Annotated in this window: 16 protein-coding genes; 15 read left to right on the top strand and 1 reads right to left on the bottom strand. The window is 67.6% G+C overall.

The annotated features are described in order from the left end of the window. The first annotated feature begins 98 nt into the window (after nt 1-98). From mreC to AC5P66_RS12570, 8 genes are all read left to right on the top strand, one after another. Entirely contained in the window at nt 99-1,316 is a 1,218-nt protein-coding gene (gene mreC / locus AC5P66_RS12605) for a rod shape-determining protein MreC (protein WP_111096208.1), read from the top strand. Further along, complete coding sequence (gene mreD, locus AC5P66_RS12600) at nt 1,313-1,798, top strand: rod shape-determining protein MreD (protein WP_005419400.1); 486 nt, start codon at nt 1,313-1,315, stop codon at nt 1,796-1,798. Before mreC ends, mreD begins: the two co-directional genes overlap by 4 nt. A 3-nt stretch (nt 1,799-1,801) precedes the next feature. Beyond that, a complete protein-coding gene (gene mrdA / locus AC5P66_RS12595; protein ID WP_049415531.1) occupies nt 1,802-3,880 on the top strand; it encodes a penicillin-binding protein 2 in 2,079 nt (692 codons plus the stop codon). Beyond that, the gene (rodA, locus tag AC5P66_RS12590; RefSeq protein WP_014648447.1) at nt 3,877-4,989 is read left to right on the top strand and encodes a rod shape-determining protein RodA; all 1,113 of its coding nucleotides are present in this window, start codon (nt 3,877-3,879) and stop codon (nt 4,987-4,989) included. Before mrdA ends, rodA (AC5P66_RS12590) begins: the two co-directional genes overlap by 4 nt. 100 nt (nt 4,990-5,089) lie before the next feature. Next, a complete protein-coding gene (rodA, locus tag AC5P66_RS12585) occupies nt 5,090-6,184 on the top strand; it encodes a rod shape-determining protein RodA (protein ID WP_049415527.1) in 1,095 nt (364 codons plus the stop codon). Nucleotides 6,185-7,252: 1,068 nt separating this feature from the next. Further along, the gene (gene mltB / locus AC5P66_RS12580; RefSeq protein WP_058982400.1) at nt 7,253-8,398 is read left to right on the top strand and encodes a lytic murein transglycosylase B; all 1,146 of its coding nucleotides are present in this window, start codon (nt 7,253-7,255) and stop codon (nt 8,396-8,398) included. Next, nucleotides 8,395-9,666, top strand: coding sequence for a septal ring lytic transglycosylase RlpA family protein (locus tag AC5P66_RS12575; RefSeq protein WP_049410553.1), 1,272 nt, complete (start codon nt 8,395-8,397; stop codon nt 9,664-9,666). The genes mltB and AC5P66_RS12575 overlap by 4 nt, the downstream gene beginning before the upstream one ends. A 100-nt stretch (nt 9,667-9,766) precedes the next feature. Next, nucleotides 9,767-10,987 (top strand): D-alanyl-D-alanine carboxypeptidase family protein, encoded by a 1,221-nt coding sequence (locus tag AC5P66_RS12570; protein ID WP_099496221.1) that lies wholly within the window; start codon nt 9,767-9,769, stop codon nt 10,985-10,987. Nucleotides 10,988-11,156: 169 nt separating this feature from the next. Here AC5P66_RS12570 and AC5P66_RS12565 read toward each other — a convergent pair whose 3' ends face one another. Beyond that, nucleotides 11,157-12,215 carry a lipid A deacylase LpxR family protein gene (locus tag AC5P66_RS12565; RefSeq protein WP_080352985.1) on the bottom strand — a complete coding sequence of 353 codons (1,059 nt, stop codon included), beginning with the start codon at nt 12,213-12,215 and terminating at the stop codon, nt 11,157-11,159. A gap of 350 nt (nt 12,216-12,565) precedes the next feature. On the opposite strand from AC5P66_RS12565, the gene AC5P66_RS12560 reads away from it, so the two are divergent. From AC5P66_RS12560 to gnd, 7 genes are all read left to right on the top strand, one after another. Next, on the top strand, nt 12,566-12,844 hold the full coding sequence (locus AC5P66_RS12560) for a YbeD family protein (RefSeq protein WP_005411067.1): 279 nt from the start codon (nt 12,566-12,568) through the stop codon (nt 12,842-12,844). Beyond that, complete coding sequence (gene lipB / locus AC5P66_RS12555; RefSeq protein WP_099488350.1) at nt 12,832-13,542, top strand: lipoyl(octanoyl) transferase LipB; 711 nt, start codon at nt 12,832-12,834, stop codon at nt 13,540-13,542. Before AC5P66_RS12560 ends, lipB begins: the two co-directional genes overlap by 13 nt. Nucleotides 13,543-13,561: 19 nt before the next feature. Further along, a complete protein-coding gene (gene lipA / locus AC5P66_RS12550; protein WP_049410563.1) occupies nt 13,562-14,572 on the top strand; it encodes a lipoyl synthase in 1,011 nt (336 codons plus the stop codon). A 234-nt stretch (nt 14,573-14,806) separates the two neighbouring features. Then, nucleotides 14,807-16,984, top strand: coding sequence for a carboxy terminal-processing peptidase (locus tag AC5P66_RS12545; RefSeq protein ID WP_099496220.1), 2,178 nt, complete (start codon nt 14,807-14,809; stop codon nt 16,982-16,984). Nucleotides 16,985-17,218: 234 nt separating this feature from the next. After that, a complete protein-coding gene (locus AC5P66_RS12540; protein WP_099488348.1) occupies nt 17,219-17,809 on the top strand; it encodes a DUF2242 domain-containing protein in 591 nt (196 codons plus the stop codon). A gap of 2 nt (nt 17,810-17,811) precedes the next feature. Beyond that, nucleotides 17,812-19,065 carry a hypothetical protein gene (locus AC5P66_RS12535; RefSeq protein ID WP_180880740.1) on the top strand — a complete coding sequence of 418 codons (1,254 nt, stop codon included), beginning with the start codon at nt 17,812-17,814 and terminating at the stop codon, nt 19,063-19,065. Between the two features lie 10 nt (nt 19,066-19,075). Beyond that, on the top strand, nt 19,076-19,981 hold the full coding sequence (gene gnd / locus AC5P66_RS12530; protein ID WP_099488346.1) for a phosphogluconate dehydrogenase (NAD(+)-dependent, decarboxylating): 906 nt from the start codon (nt 19,076-19,078) through the stop codon (nt 19,979-19,981). Nucleotides 19,982-20,045 lie beyond the last annotated feature (64 nt).

Raw genomic sequence — 20,045 nt, 5'->3', positions numbered from 1 at the left:
CCGCGCCCTTCCGGGGTGCGGCCCGCCGTGATGGCGGGCCGGCACCGGCGGGGCGCCCGCGTGTTTCCCTTCCGCCTTCTGCCAGTTGAATCGTTGCCGTGCCGCCCTACGCCGGTCCTCCCGTCGCCTCCCGATCCGGTGATGCCGCCAGCCCCCTGCGGTTGCTGGCCTATCTCGCGTTGGCCATCACCCTGATCGTGCTCGATGACCAGGCCGGCTGGTTGGCACGCCTGCGCGAGCAGGCCAACAGCCTGGTACAGCCGGTGTGGGCACTGGCTGGCTTGCCCGGCAAGCTCGGCAACCAGGTCAAGGATTCCGCCGCCAGCCATACCCAGCTGGTCACTGAAAACCGTGAACTGCGCAACCAGCTGCTGCTGGCCAACGCGCGCCTGACCCGCCTGCAGACCGCCGCGCTGGACAACGCCCAGCTGCGCGAACTGCTGAACGTGGCCGAGCGCAGTGGCCTGGACGTGCAGCTGGCGCCGATCCTGGACATCGACCTGGACCCGGTGAAGCAGCGCCTGGTGCTCGACGCAGGCAGCCGCGAGGGCGTGCACGTCGGCCAGGCGGTGATCGACGCCGGCGGCTTGATGGGGCAGGTGATCAGCGTCACCGGCGGCACCTCCACCGTGCTGCTGCTGACCGATCCCGACCACGCGGTGCCGGTCACCGTGGCCCGCAACGGCGTGCGCCTGATCGTCTATGGCCGCGGCGACACGCTGGAGCTGCGCGACATCCCGCTCAGCGCCGGCGTGGAAGTGGGCGATGAGATCGTCACCTCCGGCCTCGGCGGGCGCTTCCCGGCCGGCTTCCCGGTCGGCACCATCACCGGCCTGCGCCCGGACGACACCCATGCCTTCCTGGTCGGCGAACTGAAGCCGGCGGCCCAGCTCGACCGCGGCCGCGACGTGCTGCTGCTGCGCCCGGGCGCGGCGATCCGCATTCCGCCGGAACTGCGCCTGCAGCTGGAAGAAACCGCCCCGGGGGGGCCGGCCACCGGCGCCAGCGTGCCTGCGGGAGCCGCGCCAGCGGCAACGACGCCGGCTCCGGTCAGCGCCCCGGTAGTGCCGGCCGCTGGCCGGCAACAGCCCTCGTCGCAAACGAGGACTGTTGCCCCCGCATCCTCCCTTAACCCCGCGCCGTTGGCGCGCCCCCTTGAGCCGTCTGCACCTTCGGCACAACCGCCCCGCGCATCCTCCCTTACCCCCGCGCCTTCGGCGCCCCCCCCTCAACAAGAGGGGGGCTCTCCCCCAGCTGGATCCACGGTAGTGCCGGCCGCTGGCCGGCAACCGACCGCGCCGGAGGCGCAGCGATGAGCCGCCTGCGCGACAACCCGTGGGTGCTGCCGGCCAGCCTGGTGGTGGCGCTGCTGCTGGGCCTGCTGCCGCTGCCGGCGCTGCTGCAGCCGCTGCGCCCGTACTGGCTGGCGCTGGTGCTGGCGTACTGGGTCATCGAAGCCCCCGAGCGCGTCGGCCTGGGCATCGCCTTCGCCAGCGGCGTGGTTGCCGACCTGCTGTACGGCGGCGTGCTGGGCGAACAGGCGCTGCGGCTGGTGATGCTGGCCTTCATCCTGCAGCGCTTCCGCGCGCGCATCCGCTTCTTCCCGATGTCCCAGCAGATGCTGGCCATCGGCGGCCTGCTGTTCAACGACCGCATCGTCAGCGCGCTGGTCCACATCGTGGTGGATGAGCCGACCCTGCCGTGGTCGTACTGGTGGGCACCGCTGCTGGGCATGGGCCTGTGGCCGCTGGTGTTCGTGCTGCTGGACGCGGTGCGCTTCGGCAAGCGCGGGCGCTGAGCCATGATCCCGCGCCGCCAGGTCAAGAATCCGCATGCCGAAGCCGAACAGTTCCGCCGCCGTGCGGCGCTGGGTTTCCTGGGCGTGCTGGTCTGCCTGCTGGGCCTGGGCGGCTGGTACTTCAAGCTGCAGGTGCTGGACCACGACGTCTACGCCACGCGCTCGGAAGCCAACCGCATCAAGCCGCGGCCGGTGGTGCCGGGGCGCGGCATGATCTACGACCGCAACGGTCGCCTGCTGGCCGAAAACGTGCCGGCTTTCCGCCTGGACGTGACCCCGGACAAGGTCAGGGACATGGATGCCACCCTGGAAGGGCTGGCGAAGATCATCAGCATCAGCCCGGAAGAGCTGGAAGCATTCAACAGGTCGCGCAAGGCGCGCCGCAAGTTCCTGCCGGTCACGCTGAAGCTGCGCATGAGCGACGAGGAGATGGCGCGCTTTGCCGTCGACCGCTGGCGCTTCCCCGGTGTCGAGCTCGAACCCTACCTGACCCGGCGTTACCCGTACGGCGACCTGTTCGCGCATATCATCGGCTACGTCGGCCGCGTTGATGACAAGGACCTGGAGATCCTCGGCGAAGGCAATGCCGCGCTGACCCACATCGGCAAGTCCGGCCTGGAGCGCTATTACGAGCAGCAGCTGCGCGGCAAGGTCGGCTACGAGCAGGTCGAGACCAACGTGCAGGGTCGCGCGATCCGCACCATCGGCCGCGTCGCCGCGCAGTCCGGCGCCGACCTGCGGCTGTCGATCGACGCTGACCTGCAGCGCGCGATGGTGGCCGCGTTTGGCGACCAGGAAGGTTCGGCGGTGGCGATGGATCCGCGCACTGGCGAAGTGCTGGCGATGGTCAGCCTGCCGTCCTACGACCCCAACCTGTTCGTCAACGGCATTTCCCATGCCGACTTCAAGGCCTTGAACGAAAACCCGTCGCGGCCACAGTTCAATCGCCTGGTGCTCGGTGGCGTCGCTCCCGGTTCCACCCTGAAGCCGCTGATCGGCCTGGCGGGACTGGACTCCGGCGTGCGCCGCCCGGAAGACAAGGTGCTGTCCACCGGCATGTTCTACCTGCCGGGCACCTCGCGCGGCTGGGGTGACGCCCACCGTGGCGGTCACGGCTGGACTGATCTGCGCAAGTCCATCGCCGAGTCGGTCAACACCTATTACTACAAGCTGGCGCTGGACCTGGGCATCGAGCGCTTCGACCATTACATGGAGTACTACGGCTTCGGCCAGCCGACCGGCATCGACCTCACCGGCGAGATCGGCGGCATCCTGCCGTCGCCGGCCTACAAACGGAAGACCCGCAAGGAAGCCTGGTATCCCGGCGATACGGTCAACATCAGCATCGGCCAGGGTGACTGGAAGGTCACCCCGCTGCAGCTGGCGCGCGGCGTCAGCGGCCTGGCCGACGGCCAGCTGCGCACCCCGCACCTGGTGATCCAGCAGCGCGACGGCTTCGACAGCGACTGGACGGCGACGCCGCCCGGCGAGAGCAAGCCGGTCAGCCCCAATCCCAACAACGTGCAGGCCGTGCGCGAGGGCATGATGGCAACCATGCGGCCTGGCGGAAGCGGCTGGCGCGTGGCCGTCGGTGCGCCGTACGTGATGGCCGGCAAGACCGGTACCGCGCAGGTCATCAGCCGCAAGGGCACCGCCGCCGTGAATCCGAAGAGCCTGCCGATGCATCTGCGTCACCGCGCACTGTTCGTCGGCTTTGCGCCGGCGGACAACCCGGTCATCGCGATTGCGGTGGCAGTGGAAGGTGGTGGCTATGGTGGTTCGGCCGCGGCGCCGATCGCACGCAAGGTGTTCGACGCTTACCTGCTGGGCAAGTTGCCCGAAGGCATGCAGCCGCTGGACAGCGAGCGCGGCACCACCGCCATCGGCGCCACCGCGTTCGACAACGAAGACGCGGGCGCACGCCAGGCCGGTGACCTCGCCGCTGCACAGGTGGGAGAGCATCCGGTGCTGATCGGTGCACCCGCACCCGCACCGGAGCCGGCGCCTGCGCCGCAGCCGGGTGCGCCCGCCGCCGCGCTGCCAGCCACGCCGCGCCCGGCCCCTGCGGAGCCCGCACGATGAGAGTGTTCCTGCGCTGGGCCGGCGACATGCTGCGCCGCTTTTTCAGCACGCTGGACTGGGTGCTGTGCCTGGCCCTGGGCACGCTGATGGTGATTGGCCTGGCGACCCTGAAGAGCGCTGGTGGCGACAGCCTGGTGATGGCGCAGGGCGCGCGTTTCGCGGTGGGCATGGCCGCACTGTGGGGCATCTCGCGGGTGCCGATCCTGCGCATCCGCTCGGCCACGCCGATGATCTACGCGATCTCGATGATCCCGCTGCTGGCGGTGTTCGTGCTGGGCACCGGTAAATATGGCCGGCAGTGGCTGGACCTGAAGTTCTTCTACCTGCAGCCGGCCGAGCTGCTGAAGGTGAGCCTGCCGATGATGGTGGCGTGGTACCTGCACAAGATGCCGCTGCCGCCGCGCTTCAATACCGTGCTCGTGGCCTTGGTCATCATCGGCGTACCCACCGGCCTGGTGATGCTGCAGCCGGACTTCGGTACCGGCGTGCTGATCGCCGCCAGCGGCGTGTTCGTGCTGCTGCTGGCGGGCCTGCCGTGGTGGTGGGTTGGGCTGGGCGTGGGCGGCGTGGCTGCGGTCGCGCCGGTGGCCTGGTTCTGGTTGCTGCGGCCGTACCAGAAGGACCGCATCATGATGTTCCTGGACCCGGAGATGGACGCGCTTGGCGCCGGCTGGAACATCATCCAGTCGAAGATCGCGATCGGTTCCGGCGGCTTCGATGGCAAGGGCTGGGGCGAAGGCTCGCAGTCGCACCTGAACTTCATTCCCGAGCAGACCACCGACTTCGCGTTCTCGGTACTGAGCGAGGAGTTCGGCTGGATCGGCGTGGCCACCGTGCTGGCGCTGTACCTGGTGGTGATCGGGCGTTGCCTGTGGATCGCCAGCCAGTCACGCGATTCCTATTCGCGCCTGCTGGCTGGTGCCACCGGCCTGGCGTTCTTTGTCTACGTGCTGGTGAATGGCGGGATGATTTCCGGCCTGCTGCCGGTGGTAGGCGTGCCGATGCCGCTGATCAGCTACGGTGGTACTTCGGCGGTGTCGCTGCTGGCCGGTTTCGGCCTGGTGATGGCGGTGCGCAGCCACAACCCGGTGCACGGGGGTTACGGGTAGCATCGGATGCGCGCTTCTGTAGAGTCGAGCCATGCTCGACTCTACAAACGCAGAACCACAATGACAGCTTCACGCAAGCACCCGTTGCTACCGTGCCCGCGTGGAATGGAAACGACTGCTTGGCGGCTGCCGTGAGGCGCTGCGCACGATCGATCTGCCGTTGCTGGGCGCGTTGTTGATCCTGATGGGCGCCGGCCTGGCGGTGCTGCACAGCGTGTCCGGCCCGGTGGCCGGGCAGGCGGCACGCTTTGCCGGTGGGCTGTTGGCAATGTGGCTGCTGTCGCGTGTTTCGCTGCTGCGATTGCGTGCGTGGACCCCTGCGATCTACGCGCTGTCGATGCTGCCGCTGATGGCGGTGTACGTCATCGGCACCGGCAAGTACGGGCAGCGCTGGCTGAACCTCGGCGTGTTCTACCTGCAGCCGTCCGAGCTGCTCAAGCTCAGCCTGCCGCTGATGATGGCGTGGTACCTGCATCGGCAACCACTGCCGCCCTCGCCGCGCACGGTATTGACTGCCGGGCTGCTGATCGGCGTGCCGGCGGTATTGATCCTCATGCAGCCCAACCTCGGCACCGCCACGCTGGTTACTGCCAGTGGCGTGTTCGCGTTGTTGCTGGGTGGCCTGCACTGGGGCTGGTTGGCGACCGGGGTGGCAGGGCTGGCAGTGGCTGCACCGCTGGCGTGGTTCGGCTTGCTGCGGCAATACCAGAAGGATCGTGTGCTGACCTTCCTCGACCCGGCGGCCGACCCGCTTGGTACCGGCTGGAACATCCTGCAATCGCGCATCGCGATCGGCTCCGGGGGGTGGCAGGGACGCGGCTGGGGGCAGGGCACGCAGGCCACGCTGGATTTCCTGCCCGAGTACACCACCGACTTTGCGTTCTCGGTGCTGGCCGAAGAGTTTGGCTGGATCGGCGTGGTGACGCTGTTCGCGCTGTACCTGTTCGTGGTGGGGCGTTGCCTGTGGATTGCGGTGCACGCGCGCGACACGCACGCGCGATTGCTGGCCGGTAGCCTGGGGCTGGCGTTCTTCGTCTACGTGCTGGTGAACGGCGGAATGATTTCCGGCCTGCTGCCGGTGGTGGGCATTCCGATGCCGCTGATCAGTTATGGCGGGACATCCGCTGTCTCGTTGCTGGCCGGCGTCGGGTTGGTGATGGCGGTACGCGGGCACCGGCCCGTGCACGGGGGATAGGGCTTCCAGCCAACGGCGCAGCCCCTCGTGGGTGGAATGGGTCGCTGAAAGCCGGATTGCTGAGGGCTGGCCGGGTGGGTGGGCAGTACGGGGACGCCGTGAACCCATCCATGGGGGCTTGGCCGCGGCATCCATGCCGCGGACACCCCGCACTGCCCACCCACCCGGCCGCTGGCAGATTCCGTGTTCGTCCACCCACGGAAAGAAAAAGGATCAAAAGCAAACGCAGCTTGGCCGCCCGCTTCATTGCTTCCTGTAAAGCCGAAGGCAGCGGCAGGAGCCGCTGCCAACGTCACCCATGGCGACGGCGCGAAGGGTGACGGTCAGGACGACCGGCATAGCCATGCTCGGATCACGAGCAAGCGCAGCGCCGCGATCCGCTTTTGATCTTCTCTTTCTTCTCCGTGGGTGGCAGACCTCCGAAATCTGTCAGAGGACGGTCGGGTTGGGTACGCGGGGGGTGTCTGATCTGGATGCGGCTGCCAAGCCTCCATGGACGGATTCACGGCGTCCCCCGCGTACCCAACCCGACCGGCCCACCCGCGGCTTCTGCTTTCCGCGACCACCCAGACACCACCCACGAGGGGTTGCGCCGTTGGCTGGAAACTCTCTGACGTTGCGCAGTGCCTGTTGTGGAAGCGTTCTCACCACAATGCGACGCAACACGCTCCCGGACGAAAGTCCGAAAAAAACGTTAGCTGGTTCACATTTTTACACCGCGTTGATCTTGATCAATGGACTTGTCGTAATCGGCCTGCACAATGGCGGCCCGTTCGGCACGGCGCGCCGTCAATCGATGCAGCGCGAGGGGGCGTCGGGCGGGAGCAGTACTGATCCAACGGGTACAGGGAGCGCGGGGAACTGTCACTGGGGAGCGGCAGCCGCGCAGGTACCGACCGGATCCGGTCGCCGGTTGCGTCTGCGGGGATGGGGACGCAACCGGCCACCTCTATCTGAATGGGGAAGCCCGATCACGACGTCTTCACATTTCTCGCTGAACGCGGGCAAATCGTTGTGATTCATGGTGTTAGGGGTTTTAATTCATCCATGACCTGCTAACCTGCGACGATGATTCGACGCACTCTGGCCTGCATGCTCACCCTCGGCCTGGTCGCCTGCGCGACCCAGCCGAAGTCCCCACCGTCTTCGCCCCAGGCCAGCAGTACGCCGCGCCAGCCCGCCACCAAGGCCCACGGCCCGGCCGAGGCCGCGCCCGAAGCGGCCGCTGCTACAGCGCCGCCGGTCGATCTCACCCCGGTGCCGTTCGAGGTCGCACGGGCCCGCTTTGTTGCCGATACGGCCAAGCGCTATGGGCTGAAGCCGGAGCAGATCAGCAGCGTGCTCGACCAGGCGCAGGTGCGCCAGCCGATCATCGCTGCCATGTCGCGCCCGGCTGAACGGGTCAAACCGTGGAACGAATACCGGCCGATGTTCATCAGCAAGGCACGCATTGATGGCGGCCGCGCGTTCCTGGCCCAGCATCGTGCCGAACTGGATCGCGTGCAGCAGCGCACCGGCGTGCCGGCCGAAGTGATCGTGGCGATCATCGGCGTGGAGACCAGTTACGGCAAAAATGCCGGCAACCACCGCGTGCTCGATGCGCTGTACACGCTGGCGTTCTACTACCCGCGCAGTGGCGACCCGGCCAAGCTGGAACGCGAAGTGCGCCGCGAGCTGTTCTTCCGTGACGAACTGGCAAAGCTGTTCGAGCTGGGCCGCGAGGAGAAGCTGGACATCACCACGCTCAAGGGCAGCTATGCCGGTGCGATGGGCATGGGCCAGTTCATGCCGTCCAGCTACCTGGATTACGCCGTGGACGGCAATGGCGATGGCCGTCGTGACCTGTTCACCAGCTATGACGATGTGTTCTCCTCCATCGCCAATTATTTCGTGAAGAAGGGCGGCTGGGTCCGGGGTGGCCAGGTGGCCGTACCGGCCACGCTGGCGCCGGGGCGCGAGGAGTTCAACCCGACCGAATGGATGCCGACCTGGTCGCTGGCCGACCTGGCCGAGCGCGGCTACCAGCCCAGCGCACCGGTGCAGCCGGGCGCCACGGCCACGCCGATCACGCTGGAAGGCAGCACGGGCAAGCAGTACTGGCTGGGCTTCCAGAACTACTACGCGATCACCCGCTACAACCTCTCGAAGATGTACGCGATGGCCGTGTTCCAGTTGTCGCAGGCCATCGCCGGACAGGAGCTGCCCCCGGCATGAACATCAGATGGCTGGTCCCGAGCTTGATCGTCTTCGCGCTGGCCGCCTGCAGCAGCGCGCCGAAGAAGCCGGCCACGGCCGGCCACGGTGGCAAGCCCAGCGGCACGGTGGTGCAGGGCCGCGGCGCGCGCCCGGCACATTGCCCCGAGGGCTCGCCGTATGCGGCGGCCAAGGAAGACCCGAACACGCGCGGCAACTACACCGCCGGCGGCCTGTACAAACCCGGCGTGCGTGACAGCACCCCGGACTACATTCCCAACGTCGCCTGCATTCCCGAGCCGGAAGTGACCGCCGAAGAGCGTTCGGCGATCGGCAACAAATCGCCCTACGTGGTGCTGGGCAAGTCGTACAAGGTGCTCGACGACACCCGCAACTATGTCGAGCGCGGTACGGCGTCGTACTACGGCGCCAAGTTCCACGGCCGCCTGACCTCCAACCGCGAGGTCTACGACATGTACCAGTTCACCGCCGCACACAAGACACTGCCGCTGCCCAGCTTCGCCCGTGTCACCAACCTGGACAACGGCGAATCGGTCATCGTGCGCGTCAACGACCGTGGCCCGTTCCATGACGGCCGCGTGGTCGATCTCAGTTATGCTGCCGCAGTGCGCCTGGGCATCACCCAGCGCGGCACCGGCAACGTGGAAGTGCGTGCGCTGCAGCCGGGCGAGAGCAACCTGCTGGCGCAGAAGCCGTCGCGCCGCGAGCGCCGTGCCGCCGAAACCGCGGTCGCGGTGGCCGGCGCGCGCCCGGTACCGGCCACGCGTGCCACCGCCGACAGCGACATCGATCGCCTGGTCAAGCGCCTGCCGGCCGACGCCATGCCTGCGCGTGGCCAGCCGGCCACCACCCAGGGCGTGGCCAGCGCCGTGCCGGACGTGGCGGTCAGCAGCCTGCCGCCGAGCGCACCGCCGGTGCGCAGCACCCCTGCGGCACCGGTTGTCGTCGCCAGCGCCGCGCCGCGCGCGGTCGCGCCGGCAGCAGTGCGTACGGTGCCCGCCACCGCAGCAGCCCCCAGCCTGTCGCAGCAGGTGGTGGGCGCGGTGATGGTGCAGGTCGCCAGCTTCTCCAGCCGCGACAATGCCAACCGCGCAATGGGCCAGCTCAACGCCGCCGGCATCGTCGGCGCGACCATCAGCGACATCGCCGCCGGTGGCCGCACCCTGTTCCGCCTGCGCGTTCCCGCCAGCGACCATGCCAGTGCCGCGGAACTTGTCGGCCGCATAGCCGGTCTGGGCCTGGGTTCGCCGCAGATCGTCAAGGATTGACCCGCCCGGGCCGGTGCTGCCGGCCCATGCTGCCCCGGCCTTACAATGGCCACTACGTTCCACCCTCCATTCCTGGCCGTCCCCTGGAGCCTGCTGTCCAATGAATTTCCGTTCCGCCGCCACCGCCCTGGCCGCCACCCTGGTGGTGGGCCTGGCTTCCGCCCAGACCCCGCTGCCGACCCCGGCCACGCCGGCGCCCGCCGCTGCCGCTGCCGCCCCGGCCACCGTTGCCACCCCGCCGGCGCCGGTGCCGAGCGTATCCAAGGCCTGGGTGCTGATGGACTACGCCACCGGCCAGGTGCTGGCTGGCGAAAACATCCACGAGCAGCTCGCGCCGGCCAGCATCACCAAGGTGATGACGTCCTACGTGGTTGCCGCCGAGGTCAAGAACGGCAAGGTCCGTGCGGATGACCAGGTGATGATGAGCGAGCGCGCGTGGCGCGAAGGCGGCGCCGGCACCGATGGCAGCTACAGCGGCTTCCCGGTCAACCAGACCGCACGCCTGGAAGACATGGAAAAGGGCATGGCGATCCAGTCCGGCAATGACGCCGCGATCGCCCTGGCCGAGCACGTGGCCGGCAGCGAAGAAGCCTTTGCGTCGCTGATGAACAGCTACGCCGCCAAGATCGGCATGAAGAACTCCCACTTCGTCAACGCCCACGGCCTGACTGCCGAAGGCCACCACAGCACTGCCTACGACCTGGCGCTGCTGGGCCGCGCGATGGTGCGTGATTACCCGGAAACCTACGCGTACAACAAGATCAAGGAATTCCAGGTCGGCAATATCAAGCAGCCGAACCGCAACCTGCTGTTGTGGCGCGACGGCAGCGTGGACGGTATCAAGACCGGCCACACCTCCGAAGCCGGTTACTGCCTGATGAGTTCGGCGCAGCGCGGCGACCAGCGCCTGATCGCCGTGGTATTGGGCGGTGCGTCGGAAAAGCAGCGTGCCGATGACAGCCTGGCCCTGCTGAACTGGGGCTTCCGCTTCTTCGAGACCCACCGCCTGTACGAGCCGGGCAAGGCCGTGGCCGAGCACAAGGTCTGGAAGGGCACCACCGACAAGGTGCAGCTGGGCGTGGCCCAGCCGATGCTGGTGAGCGTGCCGCGCGGCCGCTACAACGACCTGAAGCCGAGCATCGACGTGCCCAAGACCCTGGAGGCGCCGTTCGCTGCAGGCCAGCAGATCGGCACCGTGAAGGTCACGCTGGATGGCAAGGTCATCGCCGAGGCGCCGCTGGTCGCTGTGGCCGCCGTCGAGCAGGCTGGCTTCTTCAAGCGCCTGTGGGACAGCTTCTGGATGTGGTGGGAATCGGAATGATCCACGCCCCGGCGTGGTGAACGAAAAGGCCGGCGAATGCCGGCCTTTTCGTTTCGGGATGCCGGTTCCGTGCGGATGCGGGTAGTGCCGGCCGCTGGCCGGCTCCGCTTGAACCCATCCGGATGTGCCAACAGCCGGCCAGCGGCCGGCACTACCCTCAGCCCCTCGCTTACAGCGACCGGCTGATGGTGAAGCTGCCGAACACCGGCGCCTCGCGCTGGCCGTTGAACTCGCGCGTGCTGTGGTAGCGCGCGGCGGCGAACTTCCAGCGGCCGTACATCACCGCCACGCCGTACCCGCCGTAGGCCACCACATGGCGCTTGTCCACGCTGTGACTGTTGCGGAAGGTGTTGCCATCCAGCGTGATGTCGCGGATCACCCAGGCAGCGTCCGAGGTCGCGAACAGGTGCCAGGACCACCCACTGGGGCGGCCGCGGCGGCTCGGCGCGGTGTTCTCGCCGGCCGGGCGCAGCGGCGTGCTGCCGAAGTCGTCCGGCAGCTTCCAGCCGAAGCGCACTTCACCGCCGAAATTGGCCTTGGTTTCCAGGTTGCCGATCGACCCGCCGTAGTGGCTGATCGCGTCCCAACCCCAACCGTCGGCATTGACGCTGGCATCGCCCGGCCAGCGGCGCATGCGCTCATGGGTCAGCATGAACAGTGGTTCGTTGTGCAGCTGGTTGTCCCAACCCTTGAATTTTTCGTCGCCCAGCACTTCGTGCACGGCATCCTGCACCTGCTTGCCCTGTGCCCACGGGCCGACCACGCCCAGTGTCAGCTGGGTGGTCTGCAGGCGGTCGCCGCTGCGCGCATTGAAACCGAAGTTCGCGATCAGCACGCCGGCGTAAGGGCGGTCGTCCTCGATCAGGTCCCTGCGGCTGAAATCGGTCGGGGTGAAGATCCCCTGGCCGATGCTGAAGATCATGTTCTGCTGTTCGAACTTGCCCGGATGCAGCCCTTCCAGGTACCGGTTCACCCAGCGCGCCATGCGCGGCAGGCAGGGATCGTCGGTGTAATCGACCAGATTGGGGGAGACCAGGGTCAACAGCGCACCGTTGGTATAGCCCTGATCCTGGTGGCGGCCGCCGAACAGGTCGTTGTCGACGCGGAAATTGACCTGCGGCGGGTGGTCGCGCATGGCGTCCGGGCCACACTGTTCGGCCGCCTGGGCGGCAAGGGGGAGGGCAGAGGCCAGCAGGCCGGCGAGCCCGAGGGCTGCGACACTACGCATGGATGGAATGCTCATGGGGAAGGGGGCGGTTTTCAGTCGTTTTCTGCAACGCTACGGTACTCGTGCCCGCGCGTCGGAACGAGCACGTCCGGGTCACTTGTCTGTTCCGAAAACAACATTGTCCGGCGGGCACAATTTGCTACCCGCGCACGCGCCGCAGGCCTGGCGTGAAGGCGGTCGCGGGCCGCCCGTACGATGTTCGCGTGGGTGGCGGTAGGAAATTGCAGTCAGCTGCCGTTGGGCCTCAGGCCCGTCCCTTTGGGCCGCCTGCAACGCAGCAGACCGCCGGTGCCGTCCTGGCGTTGATGAATACTCTTGGGTTTGTTGCCCTGCGGCCCGATAATGGGGCCATGGAAATCAAGTCCGACAACCCCGACCACGGCTTCCAGTTCCCCGGCCAGTTCGAGCTCAGCGCCATGGGCCCGGCCAACCGCGGCCTGGAGCATGAGCTTCCCCGCCTGTTGCTGGCCGCCGGCATCGATGTGGTGAACGAACGCATCAGCTGGAAGCACTCCTCCAACGGCAAGTACGTGTCCGTCCGCATCGTGTTCAAGGCCGAGAGCCGCGAACAGTACGACCTGGCGCACCAGGCGCTGCGTGACCACCCGGAAGTGAAGTGGACGCTGTAGCCGACACCTGCCCGGCCGAAGCCGCCCCGGAGAACCGTGCGCCGCGTCCGGCGCTGGTCCGTGACCTCGGCCGCCAGCCCTATGAACCGGTGTGGCGCGCCATGCAGCGCTTCACCGACCAGCGCAGCGACGCCGATGCCGACGAGCTGTGGGTGGTCGAACACGATCCGGTGTTCACCCTGGGCCAGGCCGGCAAGGACGAGCATGTGCTGGCGCCGGGGGGCATCCCCGTGCTGCACGTGGACCGCGGCGGCCAGGTGACCTATCACGGTCCCGGCCAGATCGTGATCTATCCGTTGCTGCGCCTGCCACGGCTGGGCATCGGTGTGCGCGACTACGTGTGCCGCATCGAGCAGGCGCTCATCGATACCCTGGCCGAGTGGAACATCGGCGCCGAACGCCGCGAGGGCGCCCCGGGCGTCTACGTCGGTGGTGCCAAGATCGCCGCGCTCGGCATCCGCGTGCGCCGCGGCTGCACCTTCCATGGGCTGGCCTTCAACGTGGCCATGGACCTGGAACCCTTCCACCGCATCAATCCCTGTGGCTATCAGGGGTTGCAGGTGACCTCGGTGCTGGACTTGGGCGGCCCCTCCGGGATGGAGGCCGTCAAGCCGGTGCTGCTGGACCACCTGGCCCGCCAGTTCGGCCTGCTGCTGCAGCACACGCCCGAACTGCCCGATCTTTCTGCGGCCGCCTGACCGCCCCCCCGGAACTGCCATGACTGAAACCACCGCCCGTTCCATTCCCCTGCAGATCGTGCAGGGCGATTCTCCGTCCGCCGCGCCGTTGCAGGCCGGGGTCAAGCAGCTGGGCGGTGACAAGATCAACCGTTCGCCGGTGCAGTTCGCCGATGCGCCGGTACTGCGCAAGCCGTCCTGGATCCGCGTGCGCATTCCTTCGGGCAATGCCGTGCAGAACCTGAAGGCCAAGCTGCGCGAGAACCGCCTGGTGACGGTATGCGAGGAAGCCAGCTGCCCGAACATCCACGAATGCTTCGGCCATGGCACCGCCACCTTCATGATCCTCGGTGAGGTCTGCACCCGGCGCTGCTCGTTCTGCGACGTGGCCCATGGCCGCCCGAAGCCGCCGGATGCCAACGAGCCGGCCAGCCTCGGCCAGACCGTGGCCGACATGGGCCTGAAGTACGTGGTGGTGACCAGCGTCGACCGCGATGACCTGCGCGACGGTGGTGCCCAGCACTTCGTTGACTGCATCACCGCCATCCGCGAGAAGTCGCCGGGTACCCGCATCGAAGTGCTGACCCCGGACTTCCGCGGCAAGGGCCGCATGGAGCGTGCGCTGGAGATCCTGGCGCAGAACCCGCCGGATGTGTTCAACCACAACATCGAGACCGTGCCGGACCTGTACCGCAACGTGCGCCCGGGTGCGGACTACCAGTGGTCGCTGAACCTGCTGAAGAACTTCAAGGCGCAGCACCCGGACGTGCCGACCAAGAGCGGCATCATGCTGGGCCTGGGCGAGGACTTCGAACAGATCAAGGCCACGATGCGTGACCTGCGCGCGCACGACGTGGACATGATCACCATCGGCCAGTACCTGCAGCCGACCGCGCACCACCACCCGGTGCTGAAGTACTGGACCCCCGAGGACTACAAGGCGCTGGAAGACTACGGTTACGAGCTGGGCTTCAGCCATGTGGCGTCCGGCCCGATGGTGCGCTCGTCGTACCACGCAGACGTGCAGGCCAAGGGCGCCGGCGTCCGGTAAGCGGTTGCCGCCGGGCCATGGCCCGGCGCTGCCAATGGGTGTCATCACCATTCTGGTGGGTGCGGACCGTTGGTCCGCACGCCTTCGCCTGCATTCACAATTTGCTACACCGGCCCGGCTAGGCTGGTTTTCCACCGAGCGCGGCCGGGTGACAAACCGGGCAACTTTCGGCACTGTCGGGGTGTCTGAACACCCTGCAGTCTCCCCCTTGGCAAGGCGCCTTCGAGCACGTCAATGAAATTCAAAGCCCCCGCATTCCTGATGGCCCTGGCGCTGGTCGCGCCGCTGGCGCTGGCGGCCAAGGCCGACTCGCCTGCATTGCCCGCTGCGGCAACCGCCGATCAGGTGACCACCTCCAAGCTGGTGTATGGCCTGTTGTCCGACAGTCGTTACGCCTATCGCCCGCGTGCGCTGGACGAGGCCACCTCCAAGGACGTGTTCAAGCGCTATCTGGAGACGCTGGACGGCGCCAAGCAGTACTTCACCCAGGCCGACGTGGCGCGCTTTGCGCCCTTCGAAGCCAACATCTCCTCGGCCATCCGTGGCGGCGAGCTTGAGCCGGCGTTCCAGGTGTTCGCGGTCTACAAGCAGCGTGTCGGTGAACGTGTGGCCTTTGCGCGCAAGCTGCTCAAGCAGGAGCCGGACTTCACCACCGACGAACGCTTCGAGTACGACCGCAAGAAGGTGCCGTGGGCGGCCAGCAGCGCCGAGCTGGATGAGCTGTGGCGCAAGTCGGTCAAGAACGACTGGCTGCGCCTGAAGCTGGCCGGCAAGAAGCCGGACGACATCCGCAAGACGCTGGACAAGCGCTACGCGACGCTGGAGAAGTCGGTCAACGAGCTGAAGGGCGAAGACGTCTTCCAGTTCTTCATGAATTCGTACACCAGCGCGGTTGATCCGCACACCGATTACTTCACCCCGCGCACGGCCGAGAACTTCAACCAGGCGATGTCGCTGTCGCTGGAAGGCATCGGTGCGCAGCTGCAGCGGCAGGACGACATGGTGGTGATCCGCGAGATCATCGCCGGTGGTCCGGCCGCAGTGGACGGCACCCTGAAACCGGGCGACCGCATCGTCGGCGTGGGCCAGGGCAAGTCCGGGCCGGTCGAGGATGTGATCGGCTGGCGCATCGACGACGTCGTGGCCAAGATTCGCGGTGCCAAGGATACCCAGGTCAAGCTGGAGTTCATTCCGGCCGCCGAGGGCGTGGACGGCAAGCACCACACGCTGGTGCTGACCCGCCAGAAGGTGCGCCTGGCCGAACAGGCCGCCAAGGGCGAGACCATGAGCATCCCGGCCGCCAACGGCGAACCGGCGCGCAGGATCGGCGTGATCAAGCTGCCGACCTTCTACCAGGACTTTGAAGGCCGCCGCCGCAATGCCGCCGACTACGCCTCGGCTACCCGCGACGTGGCCAAGCTGCTGGCCGGCTTCAAGAACGACAAGCTGGACGGCGTGGTGCTGGACCTGCGCAACAACGGGGGCGGCTCGCTGGATGAAGCGATCGAACTGACCGGCCTGTTCATTGAACAGGGCCCGGTGGTGCAGGTGCGCGAGTCCGGCGGACGCGTCACCGTCAACAGCGACCGCAACCAGGGCGTGGCGTGGGACGGCCCGCTGGCGGTGCTGATCAACCGCGGTTCGGCCTCGGCTTCGGAGATCTTCGCCGGTGCCATCCAGGACTACGGCCGTGGCCTGGTGATCGGTGAAACCAGCTTCGGCAAGGGCACCGTGCAGAACATCGTCGACCTCGATCGCTGGCCGAGCGGCGAAACCCAGCGCTTCGGCCAGGTCAAGCTGACCATCGCCCAGTTCTTCCGCATCAGCGGCAGCAGCACCCAGCACAAGGGGGTGGTGCCGGACCTGGCCTTCCCGGCCAGCGTCGATGCCACCGAGTTCGGCGAAAGCACCTACGACAACGCACTGCCGTGGACCCGCATCGCTGCCGTGCCGCATACCCAGTACGGCAACTTCGCGCCGCTGCTGCCGAAGCTGGAAACCCGTCACGACGCGCGCATCGCGACCGACAAGGAATTCCAGTGGTGGAACGAGGACGTCGAACAGTTCCGTGCCGAGGCGGCGAAGAAGTACATCTCGCTCAACGAGGCCACCCGTCGCGCCGAACGCGAGCGCCAGGACGCCCAGCGCAAGGAACGCCAGCTGCAGCGCAAGGAGCTGGGCCTGGCCCTGGACCCGCTGGCCGATGACAGCAGTGATGATGGCCTGACCGGCAACGAGCGCGACATCGTGAAGGATGCCGCCCGCGAGAAGGCCGCCGAGAAGCGTCCGGACCCGCTGCTGCGCGAGTCGGCCTCGATCCTGGCCGACGCGGTGAACCTGCTGGCCAACGACCGTCCGCTGTCGGCCCAGGTGCTGCCGCAGTCCACCGGCGCGGGGCGCTGGGCGGACTGAGCCGGAGACGGCGCGCGACATCCGCAGGGGCCGGCATTGCCGGCCCCTTTCTGTTTGGGAAGCCCGATCTGGGTCGCGCCGGGCCATGCCCGGGCCAGTGAAGTGCCGCAAACGACTTAATCCCCTCCGTCCCCTTTTACGTGCATGAACCGGGAGCAACGTGGGGGGGCATATCGACCTGCCGCACACGGGGGCGGGACTACCCTTGGTGTTTCCGTTCTCGCAGGAGTACCCATGCGGGCCTCCCGTCTTTCCAGCGCTGCCGTGGCGTGCGCCAGCGCCTTGATCATTTCGGCCTGTGGTGGCCACGCCGCCGACAGCACCGTGCTGCGCGAGTCTTTCGATTCCGGCGATACCTTCTCGCGCACCGTTGAGGGACGCCCCGGCGAAGCCTGCGAGGCCGCGCGCCGCACGCTGCTCAGCCAAGGCTATGCCATCGCCCGTTCCGATGATGCGCAGGTGGAGGGCAACAAGAACTTCCAGCCGCGCGAGGATGACCATGAGCAGCTGGTGCTGCGCATCTCCTGCGCCCCGCGCGGCAGCCAGACGCTGGTATTCGTCAGTGCAGTGCAGGATCGCTACGCGCTGAAGAAGAGCCCGACCTCGGCCAGTGTCGGTGTGGGTGCGCTGGGCTCGGTGTCGCTGCCGTTCGGCAGCAACGACGACTCGCTGGTGAAGGTGGCCAGCAGCACGGTCACGGATGCCGAGTTCTATCGTCGCTTCTTCCAGCGCCTGCAGCAGTATCTGCCGGCCGCGACGGGCACGCCATCGCCATCGCCGGCAGCGGCGCCGGAACCCGCACCGGCGGTCACGGACCAGGGCTGAGTGTGCGCGGCAGGTGGCTGATTGCAGCCCTGCTGCTGGCGCCCGCGTGGGTCGCGGCAGCGCCATCCCTGGACTGTACGCAGGGCCTGCTGCAGCGGTTGGGGTGGCGCTTCGAAGAAGCGTCCCTCACTGCGCCGCAGGTGCGCGGTGGTCCCGTATGTACGCGTGCTTCGCTGGCTGATTCACAAGCGGCCGGCGACCTGCAGGTGCGGTGGCCGGCGGCGCTGCCTGCTGCCGCTCGGCAGGCACTGCTGCAGCAGCTGCTGGATGACCCCGCCACCGTCTGCGCCTATGCCTTCGAGCTGGGGGCGGCCACGCGGCGCGCAACTTCGGCATTGCAGGGCAATCCCACGTTCCGCTTCTCCGGCCCGCAGCTGGGATGGATCGGCTTCGGATTGCAGGGCGCACCGGCACAGGGTTGGCAGCGTACGCGTAGTTTTGGTCGTGGCTTCGTGCCCCGCGCGGGGAACAGCCATGCGCTGCAGGCGTTCTACAGCGGTGCCGTGCGTGCCGAATGCGGTGTCGGCCGCCAGGTGGCACAGCTGGCCACCCAGCGCGAGCTGTATGGCGATGCTGCGTTCGACACCGGGTTCGCAGCGGAGGAACTGTCGATCGGCACCTTCCTCGCGCTGCACGACACCGACAGCATCCTGCTCGGCGCGCATGCGGGCGACCTCTTCGCCGATGGCAAGGCGGTGCGCACCTCGGCGATGGGGCGGCAGGCGTTCGTGGGCGTGCCCGGTTTCATCGAACATGTGTACGACAAAGGCACGCTGGACGACCTGAGCAACCAGGCCGAGAACTTCGTGGTGGTCGAGGTGGGCGAGGGCGCTGCGCAGGCGCTGGCACTGCACGCCGGCCTGGCCTGGTACGACCAGCGCAACGCCGAGCTCTGGAAACTGGCGCAGGACATCCCGCGCATCGGCCAGCGCTATTTCGAGCGCCTGCTGTTCGAGCGCGATCCACAGCTGCGCGCAGGCCTGGCGCAGCGCTACCACGCGGCTCTGGTGCGCATGGATCAGCTGCTGGACGATCCGTTCTACCAGCAGTTCGTGATCTACGTGCATCCGCGCGGTATACGTCCTATCGGCTACCACATCGTCCGCCTGCTCGATCGCAACCCGAGAACGCCGTTTTCGATCGACCTGGCGGTGCACAATCTGCATACCACGCTCTACCGGCGTTGGCGCGAGGCGCAACTGCGCCACTGCGCGGCTACCGGCAGGCCAGGCAGCCTGACCCTAGACCCCAACTGAAGGTGAAACAATGGATATTGCAATGATCGGCCTCGGCCGCATGGGCGCCAACATGGCCCAGCGCCTGCATCGCGGCGGCCACCGCGTGGTCGGCTACGACCCGGGCGAAGGCGCCCGCCAGCGCGCCGCCGAGGCCGGCCTGGAGGTGGTTGATTCGCTGGCCGCCGCCGTGGCCGCGCTGCCGGTGCCGCGCGTGGTGTGGCTGATGGTACCGGCCGGCGAAACCGTCGACCAGACGCTGGGCCAGCTGACCCCGCACCTGGCCGAGGGTGACATCGTCATCGACGGCGGCAACTCCAACTACCAGGACTCGATCCGTCGCGCCAAGGCGCTGGCGGAGGACGATCTGGGCTACGTCGACTGCGGCACCAGCGGCGGCGTGTGGGGCCTGCAGGAAGGCTACAGCCTGATGGTCGGTGGCGAAGCGCCGGTGGTGGAGCAGATCGCACCGCTGCTGCGCACGCTGGCACCGGCAGAAGATCGTGGCTGGGCGCGTGTCGGCCCGTCCGGCGCCGGCCATTTCACCAAGATGGTCCACAACGGCATCGAGTACGGGATGATGCAGGCCTATGCCGAAGGCTTCGCGCTGATGGAGCGCAAGCGGGAGATGGCGCTGGACCTGGCCCAGGTGGCCGAAGTCTGGCGCCACGGCAGCGTGGTGCGTTCGTGGCTGCTGGACCTGAGTACCGAAGCACTCAAGCGCAATCCGTCGCTGGATGGCATCGCGCCATACGTGGAGGATTCCGGCGAAGGCCGCTGGACCGTGGCCGAAGCCATCGCACTGGACGTGCCGGCACCGGTGATCACGTTGTCGCTGCTGGAACGCCTGCGTTCGCGCGAATCGAATTCGTTCACCGATCGCCTGCTGTCGGCGATGCGCAATGAATTCGGCGGCCACGCCATCAGGAAGTCGTAAGCACTGCGGTGGGGTCAGAGCCCTTCGGCGTTGCCGAAGGGATCCGGCCCCAGGCAGAGCCCAT

Source organism: Stenotrophomonas sp. YJH_SMC_122 (genome assembly GCF_059369535.1).
The sequence above is the reverse complement of the archived record's forward strand: the minus strand, read 5'-3'. Positions and strand labels throughout refer to the sequence as shown.